The 15,082-nt window shown below is 65.8% G+C and carries 17 protein-coding genes; 5 read left to right on the forward strand and 12 right to left on the reverse strand.

Features of this window, described 5'->3' with window-relative positions:
- Nucleotides 1–5: 5 nt before the first annotated feature.
- Complete coding sequence (gene mnmA / locus ACLB1G_RS23975; protein ID WP_491629767.1) at nt 6–1,112, forward strand: tRNA 2-thiouridine(34) synthase MnmA; 1,107 nt, start codon at nt 6–8, stop codon at nt 1,110–1,112.
- Here the strand turns inward: mnmA and ACLB1G_RS23980 are convergent.
- The 4 genes from ACLB1G_RS23980 to aqpZ form a co-directional block, all read right to left on the reverse strand.
- Nucleotides 1,095–1,523, reverse strand: a complete 429-nt coding sequence (locus ACLB1G_RS23980) for an ANTAR domain-containing protein (RefSeq protein WP_491629768.1) — start codon at nt 1,521–1,523, stop codon at nt 1,095–1,097. The two genes, mnmA and ACLB1G_RS23980, sit on opposite strands and share 18 nt — an antisense overlap.
- Nucleotides 1,523–2,302: a 5'-3' exonuclease gene (locus ACLB1G_RS23985; RefSeq protein WP_491629769.1), complete on the reverse strand. Its 780-nt coding sequence runs from the start codon at nt 2,300–2,302 to the stop codon at nt 1,523–1,525. The genes ACLB1G_RS23980 and ACLB1G_RS23985 overlap by 1 nt, the downstream gene beginning before the upstream one ends.
- A 136-nt stretch (nt 2,303–2,438) precedes the next feature.
- Nucleotides 2,439–3,110 (reverse strand): glutathione S-transferase family protein, encoded by a 672-nt coding sequence (locus tag ACLB1G_RS23990; RefSeq protein WP_491629770.1) that lies wholly within the window; start codon nt 3,108–3,110, stop codon nt 2,439–2,441.
- Between the two features lie 78 nt (nt 3,111–3,188).
- Nucleotides 3,189–3,875 carry an aquaporin Z gene (gene aqpZ / locus ACLB1G_RS23995; protein WP_491629771.1) on the reverse strand — a complete coding sequence of 229 codons (687 nt, stop codon included), beginning with the start codon at nt 3,873–3,875 and terminating at the stop codon, nt 3,189–3,191.
- A gap of 192 nt (nt 3,876–4,067) precedes the next feature.
- Here aqpZ and ACLB1G_RS24000 point away from each other — a divergent pair, with 192 nt between their 5' ends.
- Nucleotides 4,068–5,675, forward strand: coding sequence for an FMN-binding glutamate synthase family protein (locus ACLB1G_RS24000; RefSeq protein ID WP_491629772.1), 1,608 nt, complete (start codon nt 4,068–4,070; stop codon nt 5,673–5,675).
- Nucleotides 5,676–5,798: 123 nt separating this feature from the next.
- On the opposite strand, the gene ACLB1G_RS24005 is transcribed toward ACLB1G_RS24000, so the two are convergent.
- The 5 genes from ACLB1G_RS24005 to ACLB1G_RS24025 form a co-directional block, all read right to left on the reverse strand.
- Nucleotides 5,799–6,092 carry a BrnA antitoxin family protein gene (locus ACLB1G_RS24005; protein ID WP_491629773.1) on the reverse strand — a complete coding sequence of 98 codons (294 nt, stop codon included), beginning with the start codon at nt 6,090–6,092 and terminating at the stop codon, nt 5,799–5,801.
- A complete protein-coding gene (locus tag ACLB1G_RS24010; RefSeq protein WP_491629774.1) occupies nt 6,073–6,345 on the reverse strand; it encodes a BrnT family toxin in 273 nt (90 codons plus the stop codon). Before ACLB1G_RS24010 ends, ACLB1G_RS24005 begins: the two co-directional genes overlap by 20 nt.
- 154 nt (nt 6,346–6,499) lie before the next feature.
- Nucleotides 6,500–6,775: a DUF6587 family protein gene (locus ACLB1G_RS24015; protein ID WP_491629775.1), complete on the reverse strand. Its 276-nt coding sequence runs from the start codon at nt 6,773–6,775 to the stop codon at nt 6,500–6,502.
- Nucleotide 6,776: 1 nt separating this feature from the next.
- Nucleotides 6,777–8,693: a ferrous iron transporter B gene (gene feoB / locus ACLB1G_RS24020; RefSeq protein WP_491629776.1), complete on the reverse strand. Its 1,917-nt coding sequence runs from the start codon at nt 8,691–8,693 to the stop codon at nt 6,777–6,779.
- Between the two features lie 3 nt (nt 8,694–8,696).
- Nucleotides 8,697–8,963 (reverse strand): FeoA family protein, encoded by a 267-nt coding sequence (locus ACLB1G_RS24025; protein WP_491629777.1) that lies wholly within the window; start codon nt 8,961–8,963, stop codon nt 8,697–8,699.
- A 219-nt stretch (nt 8,964–9,182) separates the two neighbouring features.
- Between ACLB1G_RS24025 and ACLB1G_RS24030 the strand changes: the two genes are divergently transcribed.
- The 3 genes from ACLB1G_RS24030 to bfr all read left to right on the forward strand — a co-directional run bounded on the left by ACLB1G_RS24030 (nt 9,183) and on the right by bfr (nt 10,861).
- Entirely contained in the window at nt 9,183–9,398 is a 216-nt protein-coding gene (locus ACLB1G_RS24030) for a (2Fe-2S)-binding protein (protein WP_491629778.1), read from the forward strand.
- Between the two features lie 2 nt (nt 9,399–9,400).
- Nucleotides 9,401–10,165 carry an energy transducer TonB gene (locus tag ACLB1G_RS24035; protein ID WP_491629779.1) on the forward strand — a complete coding sequence of 255 codons (765 nt, stop codon included), beginning with the start codon at nt 9,401–9,403 and terminating at the stop codon, nt 10,163–10,165.
- A 216-nt stretch (nt 10,166–10,381) separates the two neighbouring features.
- Entirely contained in the window at nt 10,382–10,861 is a 480-nt protein-coding gene (gene bfr, locus ACLB1G_RS24040; protein ID WP_491629780.1) for a bacterioferritin, read from the forward strand.
- A gap of 39 nt (nt 10,862–10,900) precedes the next feature.
- On the opposite strand, the gene ACLB1G_RS24045 is transcribed toward bfr, so the two are convergent.
- From ACLB1G_RS24045 to ACLB1G_RS24055, 3 genes are read right to left on the reverse strand one after another with little or no spacing between them, the layout of a single operon-like run.
- Nucleotides 10,901–12,211 carry an MFS transporter gene (locus tag ACLB1G_RS24045; protein WP_491629781.1) on the reverse strand — a complete coding sequence of 437 codons (1,311 nt, stop codon included), beginning with the start codon at nt 12,209–12,211 and terminating at the stop codon, nt 10,901–10,903.
- 11 nt (nt 12,212–12,222) lie between these two features.
- Nucleotides 12,223–13,173, reverse strand: a complete 951-nt coding sequence (locus ACLB1G_RS24050) for a PfkB family carbohydrate kinase (RefSeq protein WP_491629782.1) — start codon at nt 13,171–13,173, stop codon at nt 12,223–12,225.
- Nucleotides 13,166–15,070 carry an alpha-amylase family glycosyl hydrolase gene (locus tag ACLB1G_RS24055; RefSeq protein WP_491629783.1) on the reverse strand — a complete coding sequence of 635 codons (1,905 nt, stop codon included), beginning with the start codon at nt 15,068–15,070 and terminating at the stop codon, nt 13,166–13,168. The genes ACLB1G_RS24050 and ACLB1G_RS24055 overlap by 8 nt, the downstream gene beginning before the upstream one ends.
- Nucleotides 15,071–15,082: the final 12 nt, after the last annotated feature.

A 15,082-nucleotide genomic window follows, 5' to 3' on the forward strand; every position in this document is an offset into this window, starting at 1 on the left:
GCAAGATGAGCAAGAAAAAAGTCGTGATCGGTATGTCAGGCGGGGTCGACTCCTCGGTCGCGGCGTGGATGCTCAAGGAACAGGGCTACGAGGTGGTGGGCCTGTTCATGAAGAACTGGGAAGACGACGACGATTCCGAATACTGCTCGACCCGCCAGGACTGGATAGACGCGGCCAGCGTGGCCGACGTGATCGGGGTCGACATCGAAGCCGTCAACTTCGCCGCCGAATACAAGGACCGCGTGTTCGCCGACTTCCTGCGCGAATACCAGGCCGGCCGCACCCCGAATCCGGACGTGCTGTGCAACGCCGAGATCAAGTTCAAGGCCTTCCTGGACCACGCCATGCATTTGGGCGCGGACCTGATCGCCACCGGCCACTACGCCCGCGTGCGCGAGAACGGCGGCCGCCACGAGCTGCTCAAGGCGGTGGACCACACCAAGGACCAGAGCTACTTCCTGCACCGCTTGAACCAGGCGCAGCTGTCGCGCACCCTGTTCCCGCTGGGCGAGATTCCCAAGACGGAAGTGCGCAAGATCGCCGAGAAACTGGGCCTGCCTAACGCGGCCAAGAAGGATTCGACCGGCATCTGCTTCATCGGCGAGCGCCCGTTCCGCGAATTCCTGAACCGCTACCTGTCCTTCAAGCCGGGCCCCATGAAAACCGACGATGGCAAGGTGGTGGGCGAGCACGTGGGACTGAGCTTCTACACCCTGGGCCAGCGCAAGGGCATAGGCGTGGGCGGCATGAAGGCCTACAAGAACGCCGACGGCAGCAGCGACGCCTGGTACGTGGCGCGCAAGGATGTCGCCAATAACACCCTGTACATCGTGCAGGGCCATGACCATCCGTGGCTGCTGTCGTCCACCCTCAAGGCCGACCAGGCCAGCTGGATCGCCGGCGAGCCGCCCGCGCCGCGCGCGCTGGCGGCCAAGACCCGCTACCGCCAGGCCGACGTGGCGTGCGAGATCGCCCCGGCCGGCGCGTCCGGGTTCGCGCTCAGATTCCTCGATGCCCAGTGGGCGGTGACGCCCGGCCAGTCGGCCGTGCTGTACGACGGCGACGTTTGCCTGGGCGGCGGCATCATCGACAGCTCAAGCTTCGCCGCCTGACTCCCCGGGCGGCTGGGCCTGGGCCGCCATGGCGGCCCTCTGCCGCTTGACCATGGCAATCACGGTATTGCGGATGGTGTTGAGCACGGTGTCGGCCTTGAAGGGCTTGACGATGAAGCCACTCACGCCCATGGCGTGGGCCGACTGCACGGTGGCGGCGTCGAATTCACTGGACACCATGAACAGCAGCGTCTTGGGCCAGTTGGCCTTGATTTCCCTGATCGAGGCGGCGTCGGCCTCGATCTGCTCGCGCGTGATGCAAACGATGTGCGGATGGTGCTTGACCAGCAGCGGCATGCTGTTGAGGCAAGTGTTGGACTGCCCCACCACATCGTAGCCGCCGTCCAGCAGAACCGTGTTGAGCAGGCCGCGCGCCACCGCGCTGGAATCGATAATCACCGCTTTTAACATTACACCACCCTGTCCCAGGCCAGCATATTCCAGCTCACGCCGACCCTTACGTCTGTTTTGAGTTGTACCAATTGTCGAGAAAGATACAGCATTTCACGTTCTTTTCGTAGTGTTTCCCCAAGGGTATCCTTAAGTATGCCCGCGCCGGCCATGATGGCGTCCAAAGTGCCGTATGTGCGCAACAGTCGGGCGGCGGTCTTCATGCCGACCTTGGACACGCCGGGGATGCTGTCGGTGGCGTCGCCCATCAGCGCCAGCAGGTCCGGCAACTGCTCCGGCGGCACGCCCCATTTCTTCTCGACCCAGGCGTGGTCGTGCCACTCGCCCTTGAAATGGTCCCACACCAGGGCGCCGTGGGCGATCAGGCCGTGCAAGTCCTTGTCGGTGCTGGCCACGGTGGCCTCGCCGCGGCCTTCGCCCAGCCAGCGCAGCACCACGGTGCCGATCACGTCGTCGGCCTCCACTTCGGGCAGCGACACCACGCGCAGCCCCACGCCGGCCAGCTTGCCGTAGAAGCCGGGCAGCGCCTCGCGCAGCACGGCGGGCATGGGCGCGCGGCCTTCCCGGTAGCCTTCGTACAGGTCGTGGCGCCAGGTGCGGCCGCCGTAGTCGAAGGCGGCCAGCACGTGGCTGGGTTCGTGCTCGGTGACCAGCTTGCGGAATGAGGACAGGGCGTGGCGCAGCGCGGTCTCGGCCTTTTCCGGACTGTCCGGCTCGGGGCTGGCTTCGTAGACGCGGCGCACGATATTGAGGCCGTCGATGGCGAGGAGTCTTCCCATGTTCTTAAGAAGCTGTTTCAAATGGGCGTGGCTAGGCGGGGCGACGAAGACAGTGCGCCTGCACGGCGAGGAGCTGCAACGACGCCACGGTCATTTTGAGGCAGCTTCCAGGCTTGGGGAAGCCCGCATTGTACCGTTACTTGAGCAGCTCGTAAGGGCCGCCCCGTTCCAGTGCCCGCTGGAACGCCGGCCGCGCATGGATGCGTTCCAGGAAGGCGCCCAGGTGCGGTCTGCCGTTGCGCAGGCCGGCGCGGGCGGCGGCCGCTTCCAGCGGGAAGCTCATCTGGATATCGGCCGCGCTGAATTCCGGGCCGGCAAACCAGGTGTTCCTGGCCAGCTCGGCCTCCAGGTAATTGAGATGAGTCTCGATCTGCGGTTGCACGTAGCCGGCCTTGACCTTCTGCGCGATGCCGCGCGCAATGGGCTTGACGAAGAACGGCGCCGGGCTGTTCTCCACCCGGTCGAACACCAGCTTCATCAGCAGCGGCGCCATGGCCGAGCCTTCCGCATAATGCAGGAAGTAGACGTAGCGGCGGTATTCCGGCGTGCCGCGCGGCGGCATCAGGCGGCCATGGCCGTAGGTATCGAGCAGGTATTCGACGATGGCGCCGGACTCCGCCACCACGACATCGCCATCGCTGATCACGGGCGACTTGCCCAGCGGGTGGATGGCGCGCAGCTCGGGCGGCGCCAGCATGGTCTTGGGATCGCGCTGGTAGCGCACGATCTCGTAGTCCAGGCCCAGCTCTTCCAGCAGCCAGAGCACGCGCTGCGAACGCGAGTTGTTGAGGTGGTGAACGGTAATCATGGGTCTCCGCGAGAAAAAGAACGGCCGTGCGCCGTGACTGCGCTAGCTTAGCATTATTCCCGCGGAGCGGCCCGGCGCTCAGTCCCTGGAACCGATGGCGCGGTAGATCACGGCGCCCAGCAGCGCGCCGATGATGGGGGCGACCCAGAACAGCCACAGCTGGCTGGTGGCCCAGCCGCCCACGTACACGGCCACGGCGGTGCTGCGGGCCGGGTTGACCGAGGTGTTGGTGACCGGGATGCTGATCAGGTGGATCAGGGTCAGGCACAGGCCGATAGGCAGCGGTGCAAAGCCCTGCGGCGCACGGCTATCGGTGGCGCCCAGGATCACGACCAGGAACACGGCGGTCAGCACCACTTCCGTCACCAGGGCGGCCGTCAGCGAGTAGCCGCCCGGCGAGTGCTCGCCATAGCCGTTGGAGGCAAAGCCGCCGGCCAGGTCGAAGCCGGCCTTGCCGCTGGCAATCAGGTACAGTACGCCGCCGGCGGCGATCCCGCCCAGCACTTGCGCCACGATATAGGGCAGCAGCTTGCTGGCCGGGAAACGGCCGCCGGCCCACAGGCCGATCGATACCGCCGGATTCAAGTGGCAGCCGGAGATGTGGCCAATGGCGTAAGCCATGGTCAGCACCGTCAGGCCGAAGGCCAGCGCGACGCCCGCGAAGCCGATCCCCAAACCGGGGAAGCCGGCCGCCAGCACGGCGCTGCCGCAGCCGCCCAACACCAGCCAGAATGTGCCCAGAAATTCTGCGCCATACGATTTCATGATGATTTCCTTTCAGGTCGTTATAGAAGCCCATAGGTTTGGAACTTTCTAGTTGGCAAGAATATAACCTCGCCTTGGGAAAAATTCCACATTTATTAAGAAACAAGATGTTTCCTCGGGCGAAGGGTCATAACTTCCTGAGAGGAAACAGAGTACACTGCCAGCATCGTCGCCTGATGGAGTCCGCCCCCGATGCTGCACCCGCGCTACCTCGCTTTCCTGTCCGCCGTGGTTGTCTTGCTGGCCTCGCTGGCCCTCAAGGCGCCGTGGGAGATCCCGGCCGTGGCCGGCGTGCTGGTCGTGGTCGGCATCAGCGACCTGCTGCAGACCAGGCGCGCACTGCGCCGCAACTACCCCATCCTGGCCCATTTCCGCTTCATGTTCGAAGCCATCCGCCCCGAGATCCGCCAGTACTTCCTGGAGGACGACACGGTGGCCGCGCCCTTCTCGCGCAACCAGCGCAGCATCGTCTACCAGCGCGCCAAGCTCGATACCGACAAGCGCCCGTTCGGCACCCAGCTCGACGTGTACGCCGCCGGCTACGAGTGGATCAACCATTCGATCGCCCCGGCGCCCGAGCAGCACCACGATTTCCGCATCGAGATCGGCAACCATCCCGACTGCCCGCGCGCCCAGCCCTATTCGGCCAGCGTGTTCAATATTTCCGCCATGAGCTTTGGCGCGCTGTCGGCCAACGCCATCCTGGCCCTGAACGGTGGCGCCAAGCTGGGCGGCTTCATGCACGACACCGGCGAAGGCAGCATCAGCCCCTACCACCGCGAGAAGGGCGGCGACCTGGTATGGGAAATCGGATCGGGCTACTTCGGTTGCCGCAACGACGACGGCAGCTTCTCCGAGGAGCGTTTCGTGGCAAACGCCGCCTCGCCGCAAGTGAAGATGATAGAACTCAAGCTGTCGCAGGGCGCCAAGCCGGGCCACGGCGGCGTGCTGCCAGGCGCCAAGGTCACCTTCGAGATCGCCGCCACCCGTGGCGTCCCGCTGGGCAAGGATTGCATCTCGCCGTCGCGCCACTCGGCTTTTTCCACCCCGCTGGAGATGCTGGCCTTTATCGACAGGCTGCGCACCCTGTCGGGCGGCAAGCCGACCGGCTTCAAGCTGGCCATCGGCCATCCGTGGGAATTCTTCGGCATCGTGAAAGCCATGCTGGCCACCGGGATCACGCCCGACTTCATCGTGGTCGACGGCGGCGAGGGAGGCACCGGCGCGGCGCCAGTGGAATTCACCGACCACGTCGGCACGCCGCTGCAGGAAGCCCTGCTGCTGGTGCATAACACCCTGGTGGGCGCCAACCTGCGCGACCGCATCAAGATTGGCGCCTCGGGCAAGATCGTCACCGCCTTCGACATCGCCCGCACCCTGGCGCTGGGCGCCGACTGGTGCAACTCGGCGCGCGGCTTCATGTTCGCGCTGGGCTGCATACAGTCGCAAAGCTGCCACACCGACCACTGCCCGACCGGGGTGGCGACCCAGGACAAGCTGCGCCAGCGCGCCCTGGTGGTGCCGGACAAGACCCAGCGCGTGGCCAACTTCCACAAGAACACCATGGAAGCGCTGGCCCAGCTGATCGCGGCCGCCGGCCTGACGCACCCCTCGCAGCTGCGGCCGCGCCATCTGGTGCGGCGCATCTCGCCCAACCAGGTCAAGCTTGCCTCGGCTTTACTGCCCTACCTGGAGCCGGGCCAGCTGCTGGACCCCGACCAGCTGTCCCGCATGCCGCCCGTGTTCGGCCACTACTGGCCGATGGCACAGGCGGAGTCCTTCGATCCGTATTGCGGCTGACCTGGCATCCCGTTTATCCTTAGAGGATGGTTCAAAATGAGCGTGGCTAGGCGTAGCTTCGAAGACAGTGCGCCTGCACGGCGAGCAGCTGCAACGACGCCATGGTCATTTTGAAACGTCCTCTTAGTTCGGCGGGAGATAGCCGCGCCGGATCGCCCACTCGCGCAGCACGGCGTTGATGCCTCGCTCCCAACCATCACCGGTGCGCTTGAAAACCTCGACCAGGTCGCAATCCAGATCGATGGAGACCGGCATGCGTGGCGTCCCATCAGGTGACAGGCGCAGGCGCCAAGGCCGGAACTGCGCCAGTTGTTCCGCTGTGAGCGGCAAGGCATCCGGGTCGGAAAGGGCGGCGGAAGTAATGACCGCGTCTTCTTCCGCTGTGGGCGGAATTATCTTAGCTCGTCGCTCTAACATATCGTTCCACCTCTTCAATTGTGGCCTTGCGCACGCTGATAACCCGTAGCACCGCTCCTCTTTCGACAAAGCTTATGAAGTAAAGGGTCACACCTTTGAGAGCCAGCGCGTTTTCCCTGAGCTCGTCGTATTGATATCGCTGATCTGGCCAGACGACGGCTGTATCCCAATCCACGAATTCGGCGATCGACAAGGATACGCCATGCTTGCGCTTGTTCAGTTTGTCTTTACGGGGATCGTAGCTGATCTCCATGTTCTATCTTATCCTCGATAATTGAAAATTCAATCGTCAAAGGGATAAAGTAAGACAAGGAGAAAAGCTGGCTTTGCGCTACATCAGCACAGCTGCCATGCTGGGTGCGCCGAGTCAGGACGAGCTGGTGGCTGGCTGGTGAGGAACAGTTGGCTCAGCGCTGCACATGCAGCTTGATCACGCGGTGCTTGGGCGCCGCGTGGTCGGCGGCCGGGGTGGTGTCGCAGGAGCCGCAGCTGGAGCAGCCGCCGTCATCCCCGCAGCCACCGCCGCCCTGGGTCTTGAACAGGCGCGCCAGCCGGACCTCGTCCAGCCCGCGCTTGCCCAGGGTGTAGACGATGCGCCGGCGCCACGCCAGCGGCAGATACTTGGTGCTGAAATGCAGCAGCGCCGCCGCCACGATCAGCGCCACGATAATCTCTTGCCACATATTAGCCTCCGATCAGCAGGGCCACGCGGTAGGTGATGAAAGAAGCCGCGTAGGCCAACGCAAACATATAACCGGCCATCATCAGCGCATAGCGCGTGCCGCCGGTCTCGCGCCGCACCACCGACAGGGTCGACAGGCACTGGGGCGCGAACACATACCAGGCCAGCAAGGCCAGCGCGGTGGCCATGCCCCAGGAACCGGCAATGATGGGTTCCAGCGAGGAGGCCAGCTCCTCGCCGCTCTGCGACAGCGCATACACCGTGCCCAGCGCACCCACCGCCACTTCGCGCGCGGCCAGCCCGGGAACCAGGGCGATGCAGATCTGCCAGTTGAAGCCTATGGGCGCGAACACCACTTCCAGCGCCCGGCCCAGCATGCCGGCCATGCTGTAGTAGATGGGCGGATGGGTGGCGCCTTCCGGCGCGCCGGGGAAACTGGACAGGAACCACAGCAGCACCATCAGGGTCAGGATCACGGTTCCCACGCGCGACAGGAAGATGCGGGCGCGCTCCCACAGGCCCAGGCCCAGGTTGCGCATGTGCGGCCAGTGGTAGCTGGGCAGCTCCAGCATCAGCGGGTGCTTGCGGTCGGACCCCATGGTGCGCTTCAGGAACCAGGCCACCGCCATGGCTGAGGCGATGCCGGCGAAGTACAGCACGAACAGCACCAGCCCCTGCAAGTTGACCAGGCCCCACACCTCGCGCTGCGGGATGAAGGCGGCAATGATCAGCGCATACACGGGCAGCCGCGCCGAGCAGGTCATCAGGGGTGCGATCATGATGGTCACCAGCCGGTCGCGCGGGTTCTGGATGGTGCGCGCCGCCATCACGCCCGGAATGGCGCAGGCAAAGCTGGACAGCAGCGGAATGAAGGCGCGTCCCGACAGGCCGACCCCGCCCATCAGGCGGTCCAGCAGGAAGGCGGCGCGCGGCAGGTAGCCGCAATCCTCCAGGAACAGGATGAAGAAGAACAGTATCAAAATCTGTGGCAGGAACACCAGCACATTGCCGACCCCGCCCAGGATGCCTTCCACCAGCAGGCTGCGCAGCACGCCTTGCGCCATGTGGTCGTTGACCAGCTGGCCGACCTGGCCGACGCCATCCTTGATCATGTCCATGGGCACGTTGGCCCAGCTGAACACGGCCTGGAACACGAGGAACATCAGCACCGCCAGGATCACGGGGCCGATCACCGGATGCAGCACCACGTCGTCTATCTTTTCCGACAGGGTGTCGCTGTCGCCGCGGTCGTTGCTGACCAGCTCCAGGATGCGGCGCACCTCGCGCTGGGTGTCCTGCACCGGCACCGCGTCGATGGCGGCCAGCGGCTGCGGGCTGGTCTGGTGCAGCGGCCACATGCCGTCCAGCGCGCGCAGCAGCGATTTTTCGCCGCCCGCCTGCACCGCCACGGTTTCCACCACCGTCATGCCCAGCTCGCGGGCCAGGCGATCGGCGTCGATGGTGATGCCGCGCTTTTTCGCCACGTCCACCATGTTCAGGGCCAGCACCATGGGCAGGCCCAGGCGCTTGATTTCCAGGACCAGGCGCAAATTCAGGCGCAGCTTGGTGGCGTCCACCACGCACACCACCACGTCCGGCGACGCTTCGCCGGCGCGCAGGCCGGCCACCACGTCGCGCGTGATGGCTTCGTCCGGGGTATGGGCCGACAGGCTGTAGGCCCCCGGCAGGTCCAGCACCTTGAAGCCATGGCCAGCCGGGGATGTGAACTGCCCTTCCTTGCGCTCTATGGTCACGCCGGCGTAGTTGGCCACCTTCTGGCGCGCGCCGGTCAGGCGGTTGAACAGCGCCGTCTTGCCGCAATTGGGATTGCCCAGCAGGGCCACCATGGGCGCCGCCATCAAAGGCGCCGCCGCCACCGCGGCCTCGTTATGCGCCACCTTCTGTTCCACTGCACCCATGGCTTATTCCGGTTGTATCGAGATGAGCGCGGCCTCGAAGCGGCGCAGCGCGAAGGTGGAATTGCCGACCTTGATGGCCAGCGGCTCGCCGCCCGGCATGCCGCGCTTGAGCATGCGGATGCGTTCACCCGGCACGAAGCCCAGTTCCATCAGGCGGCGCGCCAGGTCGGCGCCATCGTCGGCCGGATCGCCGGGCGCCACGTCAAGCACGGTGGCCACGCCGCCCACGGGCAGCGCGTCGAGTTGGATGGGTGGAACTGCATGCGTCATGGGGCCGGCTTCCATATATAAGGCCGCGTGGCGGCCGCTGTGTCTCCCGGCAGCCACAAAACCTTGTTCCGCCTGGAAATAAGATACTAGCATTATAAACGGTAATGCGAATGACTTCTATTTGCGCTTGCACACCGCTCAAACATAGGGCAGAATACGGTCAATAATGATAATGATTCGCATTAAGTAGTTGCCAAGTTTAGTCAGAAGGTATCCACCATGATCGTTTGTCTGTGCAACAACATCTCCGACCGTGAAATCCGCCAAGCCGTCGACCTGGGCCTGACCACCATGGCCGAGCTGCGCCGCGACCTGGGCGTGGCCACCTGCTGCGGCAAATGCCACAGCTGCGCCAAGGAAGTGCTGAACGAACACCTGCAGGCCACCGCCGCCCCGCAGGAAACCGTGCTCAAACGCCCCGTGCTGGCCAATTGACCATGATGACCGGCCTGACACGAGGACTGACCGATACGGCGCTCCACCGTCTGGCCAGTCCCCTTACCGCTCCCCGCAAGCCGGCCCGCGCCGACGCGCCCGCCCCCGCCACTGCGGCAGCCGCCTATGCGCCGCGCCGCAATCCAGCCTCGCTGGTCGCCATCCTGGCCCTGCACGGCCTGCTGTTCTATGCCTGCTACAGCGGCATGATGAGCAAGGTGGTGCACGCCGTGGCGCCGCGTGTGGTCAACGTCAGCTTCGTGGCCGCGCCCGAGCCGGCCACGCCGGAACCGCCGCAGCCCAAGACCGTACCGGTGGTACAGTCCATGCCCACCATCGTCCCGCCCATGCCGCTGCTGAACATCCAGCAGACCGAGCCCACCATCACCGTGCAGCAGCAACAGCAGCCGCGCAACCAGGAGGCCACGGCCGTGGCGGCCGCGCCCGCCGTGGCGCCGCCGGCCCCGCCTGCCCCGGCGCCGGCATCGCCCAGGACCATCAGCGGCGTCGAATACATCCGCGCCCCGCAGCCGGTCTACCCGGCCATGGCCAAGCGCATGGGCGAGACCGGCACTGTCATGCTGCGTGTGCTGATCGGCGAAAAAGGCGTGCCCGAACAAGCCACCGTGCAGAAATCGTCCGGCTCCAGCCGCCTGGACGAAGCTGGCCGCCAGGCCGCCATGCACGCGCTGTACAAGCCCTATATCGAAGATGGCAAGGCGGTGCCGGTGTACGTCCTGGTGCCGATCAACTTCCAGCTGGGCTGACCCGTTGTAGACTGGTTCCTGGCCACCTCCCTGGCGACCGAGGGCGTTCTGCGGAACGCCCTTTTTTTGTCCGCGTTGCGAATGCAAATACTTGTCGTTATCGCTAATACTTTCAGGCCGGGCAAATTGATACACCCGCTCACTTAAAGCTACGCGCCACAGGGTGATTGGTGGCAAAATGCGGGACATTGCCAACCATATCAAGAAAGTCACCCCATGAAAGGCGACAAAGACGTCATCAAGCTGCTCAACGCGCAACTGACCAATGAGCTGACAGCCATCAACCAGTACTTCCTCCACTCGCGCATGTACCGCCACTGGGGCCTGGACAAGATCGCCAAGAAGGAATACGAGGAATCCATCGGCGAGATGAAACACGCCGACAAGCTGATCGACCGCATCCTGATGCTGGACGGCCTGCCCAACCTGCAAGCCCTGCACAAGGTCATGATAGGCGAGAACACCGAGGAAATGCTGAACTGCGACCTGAAGCTGGAGCGCGCCGCCCATGTCACCGTCACCGACGGCATCGCCACCGCTGAAAAAGCGCGCGACTATGTGTCGCGCGACCTGCTGCTGGAAATCCTGGAAGACACCGAAGAGCACATCGACTGGCTGGAAACCCAGCTGGACCTGATCGGCAAGGTCGGCATCCAGAACTACCTGCAAAGCCAGATGTCGCCCGCCGACGAGTAATCCCCAGGCCGCCCGCACCGGGCGCGATCTTGGTCGCGCTCAGGCTGGCGGTTTTTCCAGCCTCACCTTCAGCACGGCCAGCGCGCCGCACAGCATCAGCACCCCCGCCAGCCGTATCACGTTTTCCGGATTCCCGCCCAGCCACGCCCGGTAGTACAGCGGCAGCGTGAAGATTTGTATGATCATCGGGATCACGATGAACATATTGAAGATCCCCATGTAGACCCCGGTGCGCCGCGCCGGTATGCAGCCGGCCAGCATCACATACGGATTGCCCATGATGCTGGCCCAGGCCAGGCCTATGCCTATCATGGGCAGCGCCAGCAGCAGCGGCGACTGTATCAGCGGGATGCACAGCATGCCCACGCCGGCCAGCGCCAGGCACACGCTGTGCGTGACCTTGGGGCCATGGCGGCGCGTGAACGGCACCAGCGCCAGCGCCCCCACGAAGGCCACCAGGTTGTAGAAGGCGCCAGCCTGCCCGGCCAGCAGGCCGGCGTCGCGGAAGCCCTGCGCATCCGGGTCGGTGGTGTGGAAGATGGTGGTCGACAGCGACAGCATGATGTACTGCCAGTAGCAGAACATGGCGTACCACTGGCATAGCTTGACCAGCGCCAGCTGCTTCATGGTGGGCGGCATCTCGCGCAGCGCGTCCACGATATCGGCCAGCGCGTGGCGCCAGCCGGCCGGGCGGGCGCGCAGCACGGCCAGCTCCTGCTCGCCCAGCGGATGTTCGGGCGTGGTCTTCAGGGTCCACAGCACCGAGGCGATCGAGAACACGGCGCCGATCAAGAAGGCGGCGATCACGATGTGCGGGATGTGGTGGCTGTTGACGGCGTCCTTGTTCATGCCCAGCCACACCAGCAGCGAGGGAGTCAAATAGGCCAGGGTCTGCCCCAGGCCGGTGAAGGCGCTTTGGGTCAGGAAGCCCAGCGAGTGCTGGCGCGGCGCCAGCTTGTCGCTGACGAAGGCGCGGTAGGGTTCCATGGTGACGTTGTTGGCGGCGTCCAGTATCCACAGCAGGCTGGCCGCCATCCACAGCGTGGGACTGAAGGGCATGGCCAGCAGGCCCAGGCTGCACAGGATGGCGCCCACCAGGAAGTATGGCGTGCGCCTGCCCCAGCGCGTCACGGTGCGGTCGCTCATGGCGCCGATCAGCGGCTGCACCAGCAGCCCGGTCATGGGACCGGCCAGCCACAGGTAGGGCAGGCTGGCCTCGTCCGCACCCAGGTATTTGTAGATCGGACTCATGCTGCTCTGCTGCAGGCCAAAGCTGAACTGGATGCCGAAGAAGCCGACATTCATGTTCACGATCTGCCAGAACGACAGCGCCGGCTTGTGGGCGGACATGGCGGAGCCGCTCATGGCTGGACCGCGCCGGCCAGCCAGGCCGCCAGCCACGGCTGGTAGAAGGCCGTATCCGGCGGCACCGCGCCCGATACGCCGCAAATGGCGCCGGCAAAGGCGTTGGCGCGCGCCAGCGTGATATCCAGCGGCCAGCCCTGCGACTGCCCGTACAGGAACACGGCGGAAAAGGCGTCGCCCGCGCCCACGGTGTCGACCAGGCGCGCCGGCGTGTGGCACTCGTGGTTGGCGGTGACCTCGCCCTGTTCACTGAAATACATGGCGCCGCGCTCGCCCAGGGTGACGATCAGGCCGCGCAGCGCGAAGATGCGCAGCAGCTTGAAGCAGGCGTCCTGCAACTGCGGGCTGTCGAGGTAGCGCGTGCCGGGCTGGGTGTGGGTGTACCAGCGGAACAGGTCTTTGAGTTCATCCTCATTGACCTTGACGATGTCGGCCAGGTGCAGCGATTCATGCACGCAGCGTTCCGTCACCTGGCCGTCGCGCACGTTCAGGTCCAGGTAGCGCTGCGCCGGTCCCGCCTCCAGCAGGGCGCGCAGGGTGGCGCGCGACTGCTCGTGGCGCTGGGCCATGGTGCCGAAGTAGATGGTGCGCGGCTGCGCCGCGCGCAGGGCGGCCAGCGCCGCTTCCGCCTCGATATAGTCGTAGGCCTGGTCCGGCAGGATGATGAAGCGGTGCGCGCCGTGGGCGCGCTCCACCACCACGCGGCCGGTGGCTTCCCGTTCATCCACCTGCAGGGCGGCAGTGCCCATGCCGAAGCGGGTGAATTCGGCACGTACCAGGCCGCCGTTCTTGTCCTGCCCTATGCGCGTGATCATCAGCGCGGCTGCGCCAAAGGCGGCCAGGTTGCGCGCCACGTTGAAGGGCGCGCCGCCCACCACCTGCTCGGTGATGAAGTCGTCCACCAGGGCTTCGCCGAACACGGCGATCGAAGAGTGCAGCTCAGTCATGTCCAGTCTCGCTTTCCAGCCAATGCATGGCCCATGGTAGCAGGGTGAGGTTGCCCGCCAGCGGGGTGTGGGAGAGGATGTCGGTCCAGCGTCCCGCCAGCGCCACGCTGCGCGGCTGGCCGCTGAAATTGAACAGGGTAAGGAAATGCTCGCCGCGCGCCAGCGCCAGCACCCCGTCCGGCATGTCCGGCAGCAGGCTGCGCTGCGCATGGGCGGCCAGCGCATCATGGCGGCGGCGCGCCGCGACCAGGGCCGACAAGCCCTGGTACATGCGGCCGCAATCGGCGCCATCGTCATGGCGCGCATCGCAGCGCCGCTGGTCGAACACGGGACGCTGCAGCCAGCGGCTGTCCATGGCGTGCTGCGGACGGCGCAAATAGCTGTAGTCGTTTTCAATCGCCAGCTCGTCGCCCATGTACAGCACCGGCAGCGCGCCAAAGCTCAGCGCCAGTCCGTGCAGCAGCAGCAGGCGGCGCAGGGCCTGCTCGCGCTGCAGCGGCGTGGCGGCGGCCTCCAGCCCGGCCAGGGAAGCCGCGCTGCCATTGCTGCCGTGGGCCGCGTGCGGATCGGTGGTCTGGAAAGCGGCGCCCACCGCGTAGCTGCCATCGGCGCCGGCATAGAACTGAGAGATGCGCGCCAGGCGCGCCGTCACCGCGGCCTCGCCCCCTTCGGTGACGGCGGCCACTTCGGCGCGCAGCACGTTCCAGCCGATGTCGTCGTGGCAGCGCACATAGCTCAGCCAGCTGGCGGCCGGCGGCAGGGCCGGCGTGCGCTGTATCACCTGGCGCAGGATGGCGGTGTCCTGCTCGGCCAGCGCGGCCCAGCCGGCAGCCATCAGGCTGCTGTGGTAGGCGATGTGGCATTCGCGCGCGGCGGCGCTGCCCAGGTAGGCCGGCAGTTCCGCCGTGGGCACGATGGCCTCGGCCTTGAGCAGCACGGCCGGCGCGGCAATATCGACGATGGCGCGCAGGGCTTGCAGGATCTGGTGGGCCTCGGGCTGGTTCATGCTGTTGGTCCCCTCGCGCTTCCACAGGAAGGCGGTGGAATCCAGCCGGAACACTTCGATGCCGCGATTGGCCAGGCGCAGCAGGGCCGCCGCCATCTCCGCGAACACGGCGGGGTTGGCATAGTTCAGGTCCCACTGGTAGGGATAGAAGGTGGTCCAGACCCAGCCGTCCAGTTCCGCCACATGGCTGAAATTACCCGGCGCCACCTGGGGGAACACCTGGCCCAGGGTGCGCTCATGGCGGTCCGGCAGATCGCGGTCCGGGAACACGTGGAACATGGCGCGCGCCTGGGCGTCGCCGCTGCGCGCGGCCACGGCCCAGGCGTGGTCGTCGGCCACGTGGTTGAGGATGAAATCGGAGCACAGGCTGATGCCGGCCGCGCGCAGCTGCGCGGTCAGCGCCTCCAGGTCGGCATTGCTGCCGAACGCAGGCTCCACCTCGTCGAAGCTGGAGACGGCGAAGCCGCCATCGTTCTCGCCTGCGCGCGCGCGCAGGAAGGGCAGCAGGTGCAAATAGGTGACGCCCAGCTCCTGCAGGTAGGGAATGCGGGCGGCCACGCCTTGCAGGTCGCCGCCGAAGTTCTGCACATAGGCGCAATAGCCCAGCATGCGCTGGTCCAGAAACCAGCCGGGCCGGGCCGCGCGGCTGGCGTCCAGCTGCAGCAGCGGCGCCGGGCGGGCCGCGTGCAGCCGGCCCAGCGACTCCATCAGGCCGCCGAACCAGGCCGCGAAGTCGGCGCGGCCGCCATACAAACCGGCCAGCAGGCGGTGCAGCACCGGGCCGGCCGCCGCCAGGCGCGCCTGCGCCTGCGCACGCTGCGCTTCAGGCAGCACGGCCAGCAGGCGCGCGGCGCCGGCGTCATACATTGCGGAATCGGACACGTTAGTCATGGTGCGGATAAA

Source organism: Duganella kummerowiae, assembly GCF_053572355.1.

Coding starts and splice junctions, on each gene's coding strand:
- mnmA (WP_491629767.1), top strand. CDS start 6: ATGAGCAAGAAAAAAGTCGTGATCGGTATGTCAGGCGGGGTCGACTCC.
- ACLB1G_RS23980 (WP_491629768.1), bottom strand. CDS start 1,523: ATGTTAAAAGCGGTGATTATCGATTCCAGCGCGGTGGCGCGCGGCCTG.
- ACLB1G_RS23985 (WP_491629769.1), bottom strand. CDS start 2,302: ATGGGAAGACTCCTCGCCATCGACGGCCTCAATATCGTGCGCCGCGTC.
- ACLB1G_RS23990 (WP_491629770.1), bottom strand. CDS start 3,110: ATGATTACCGTTCACCACCTCAACAACTCGCGTTCGCAGCGCGTGCTC.
- aqpZ (WP_491629771.1), bottom strand. CDS start 3,875: ATGAAATCGTATGGCGCAGAATTTCTGGGCACATTCTGGCTGGTGTTG.
- ACLB1G_RS24000 (WP_491629772.1), top strand. CDS start 4,068: ATGCTGCACCCGCGCTACCTCGCTTTCCTGTCCGCCGTGGTTGTCTTG.
- ACLB1G_RS24005 (WP_491629773.1), bottom strand. CDS start 6,092: ATGTTAGAGCGACGAGCTAAGATAATTCCGCCCACAGCGGAAGAAGAC.
- ACLB1G_RS24010 (WP_491629774.1), bottom strand. CDS start 6,345: ATGGAGATCAGCTACGATCCCCGTAAAGACAAACTGAACAAGCGCAAG.
- ACLB1G_RS24015 (WP_491629775.1), bottom strand. CDS start 6,775: ATGTGGCAAGAGATTATCGTGGCGCTGATCGTGGCGGCGGCGCTGCTG.
- feoB (WP_491629776.1), bottom strand. CDS start 8,693: ATGGGTGCAGTGGAACAGAAGGTGGCGCATAACGAGGCCGCGGTGGCG.
- ACLB1G_RS24025 (WP_491629777.1), bottom strand. CDS start 8,963: ATGACGCATGCAGTTCCACCCATCCAACTCGACGCGCTGCCCGTGGGC.
- ACLB1G_RS24030 (WP_491629778.1), top strand. CDS start 9,183: ATGATCGTTTGTCTGTGCAACAACATCTCCGACCGTGAAATCCGCCAA.
- ACLB1G_RS24035 (WP_491629779.1), top strand. CDS start 9,401: ATGATGACCGGCCTGACACGAGGACTGACCGATACGGCGCTCCACCGT.
- bfr (WP_491629780.1), top strand. CDS start 10,382: ATGAAAGGCGACAAAGACGTCATCAAGCTGCTCAACGCGCAACTGACC.
- ACLB1G_RS24045 (WP_491629781.1), bottom strand. CDS start 12,211: ATGTCCGCCCACAAGCCGGCGCTGTCGTTCTGGCAGATCGTGAACATG.
- ACLB1G_RS24050 (WP_491629782.1), bottom strand. CDS start 13,173: ATGACTGAGCTGCACTCTTCGATCGCCGTGTTCGGCGAAGCCCTGGTG.
- ACLB1G_RS24055 (WP_491629783.1), bottom strand. CDS start 15,070: ATGACTAACGTGTCCGATTCCGCAATGTATGACGCCGGCGCCGCGCGC.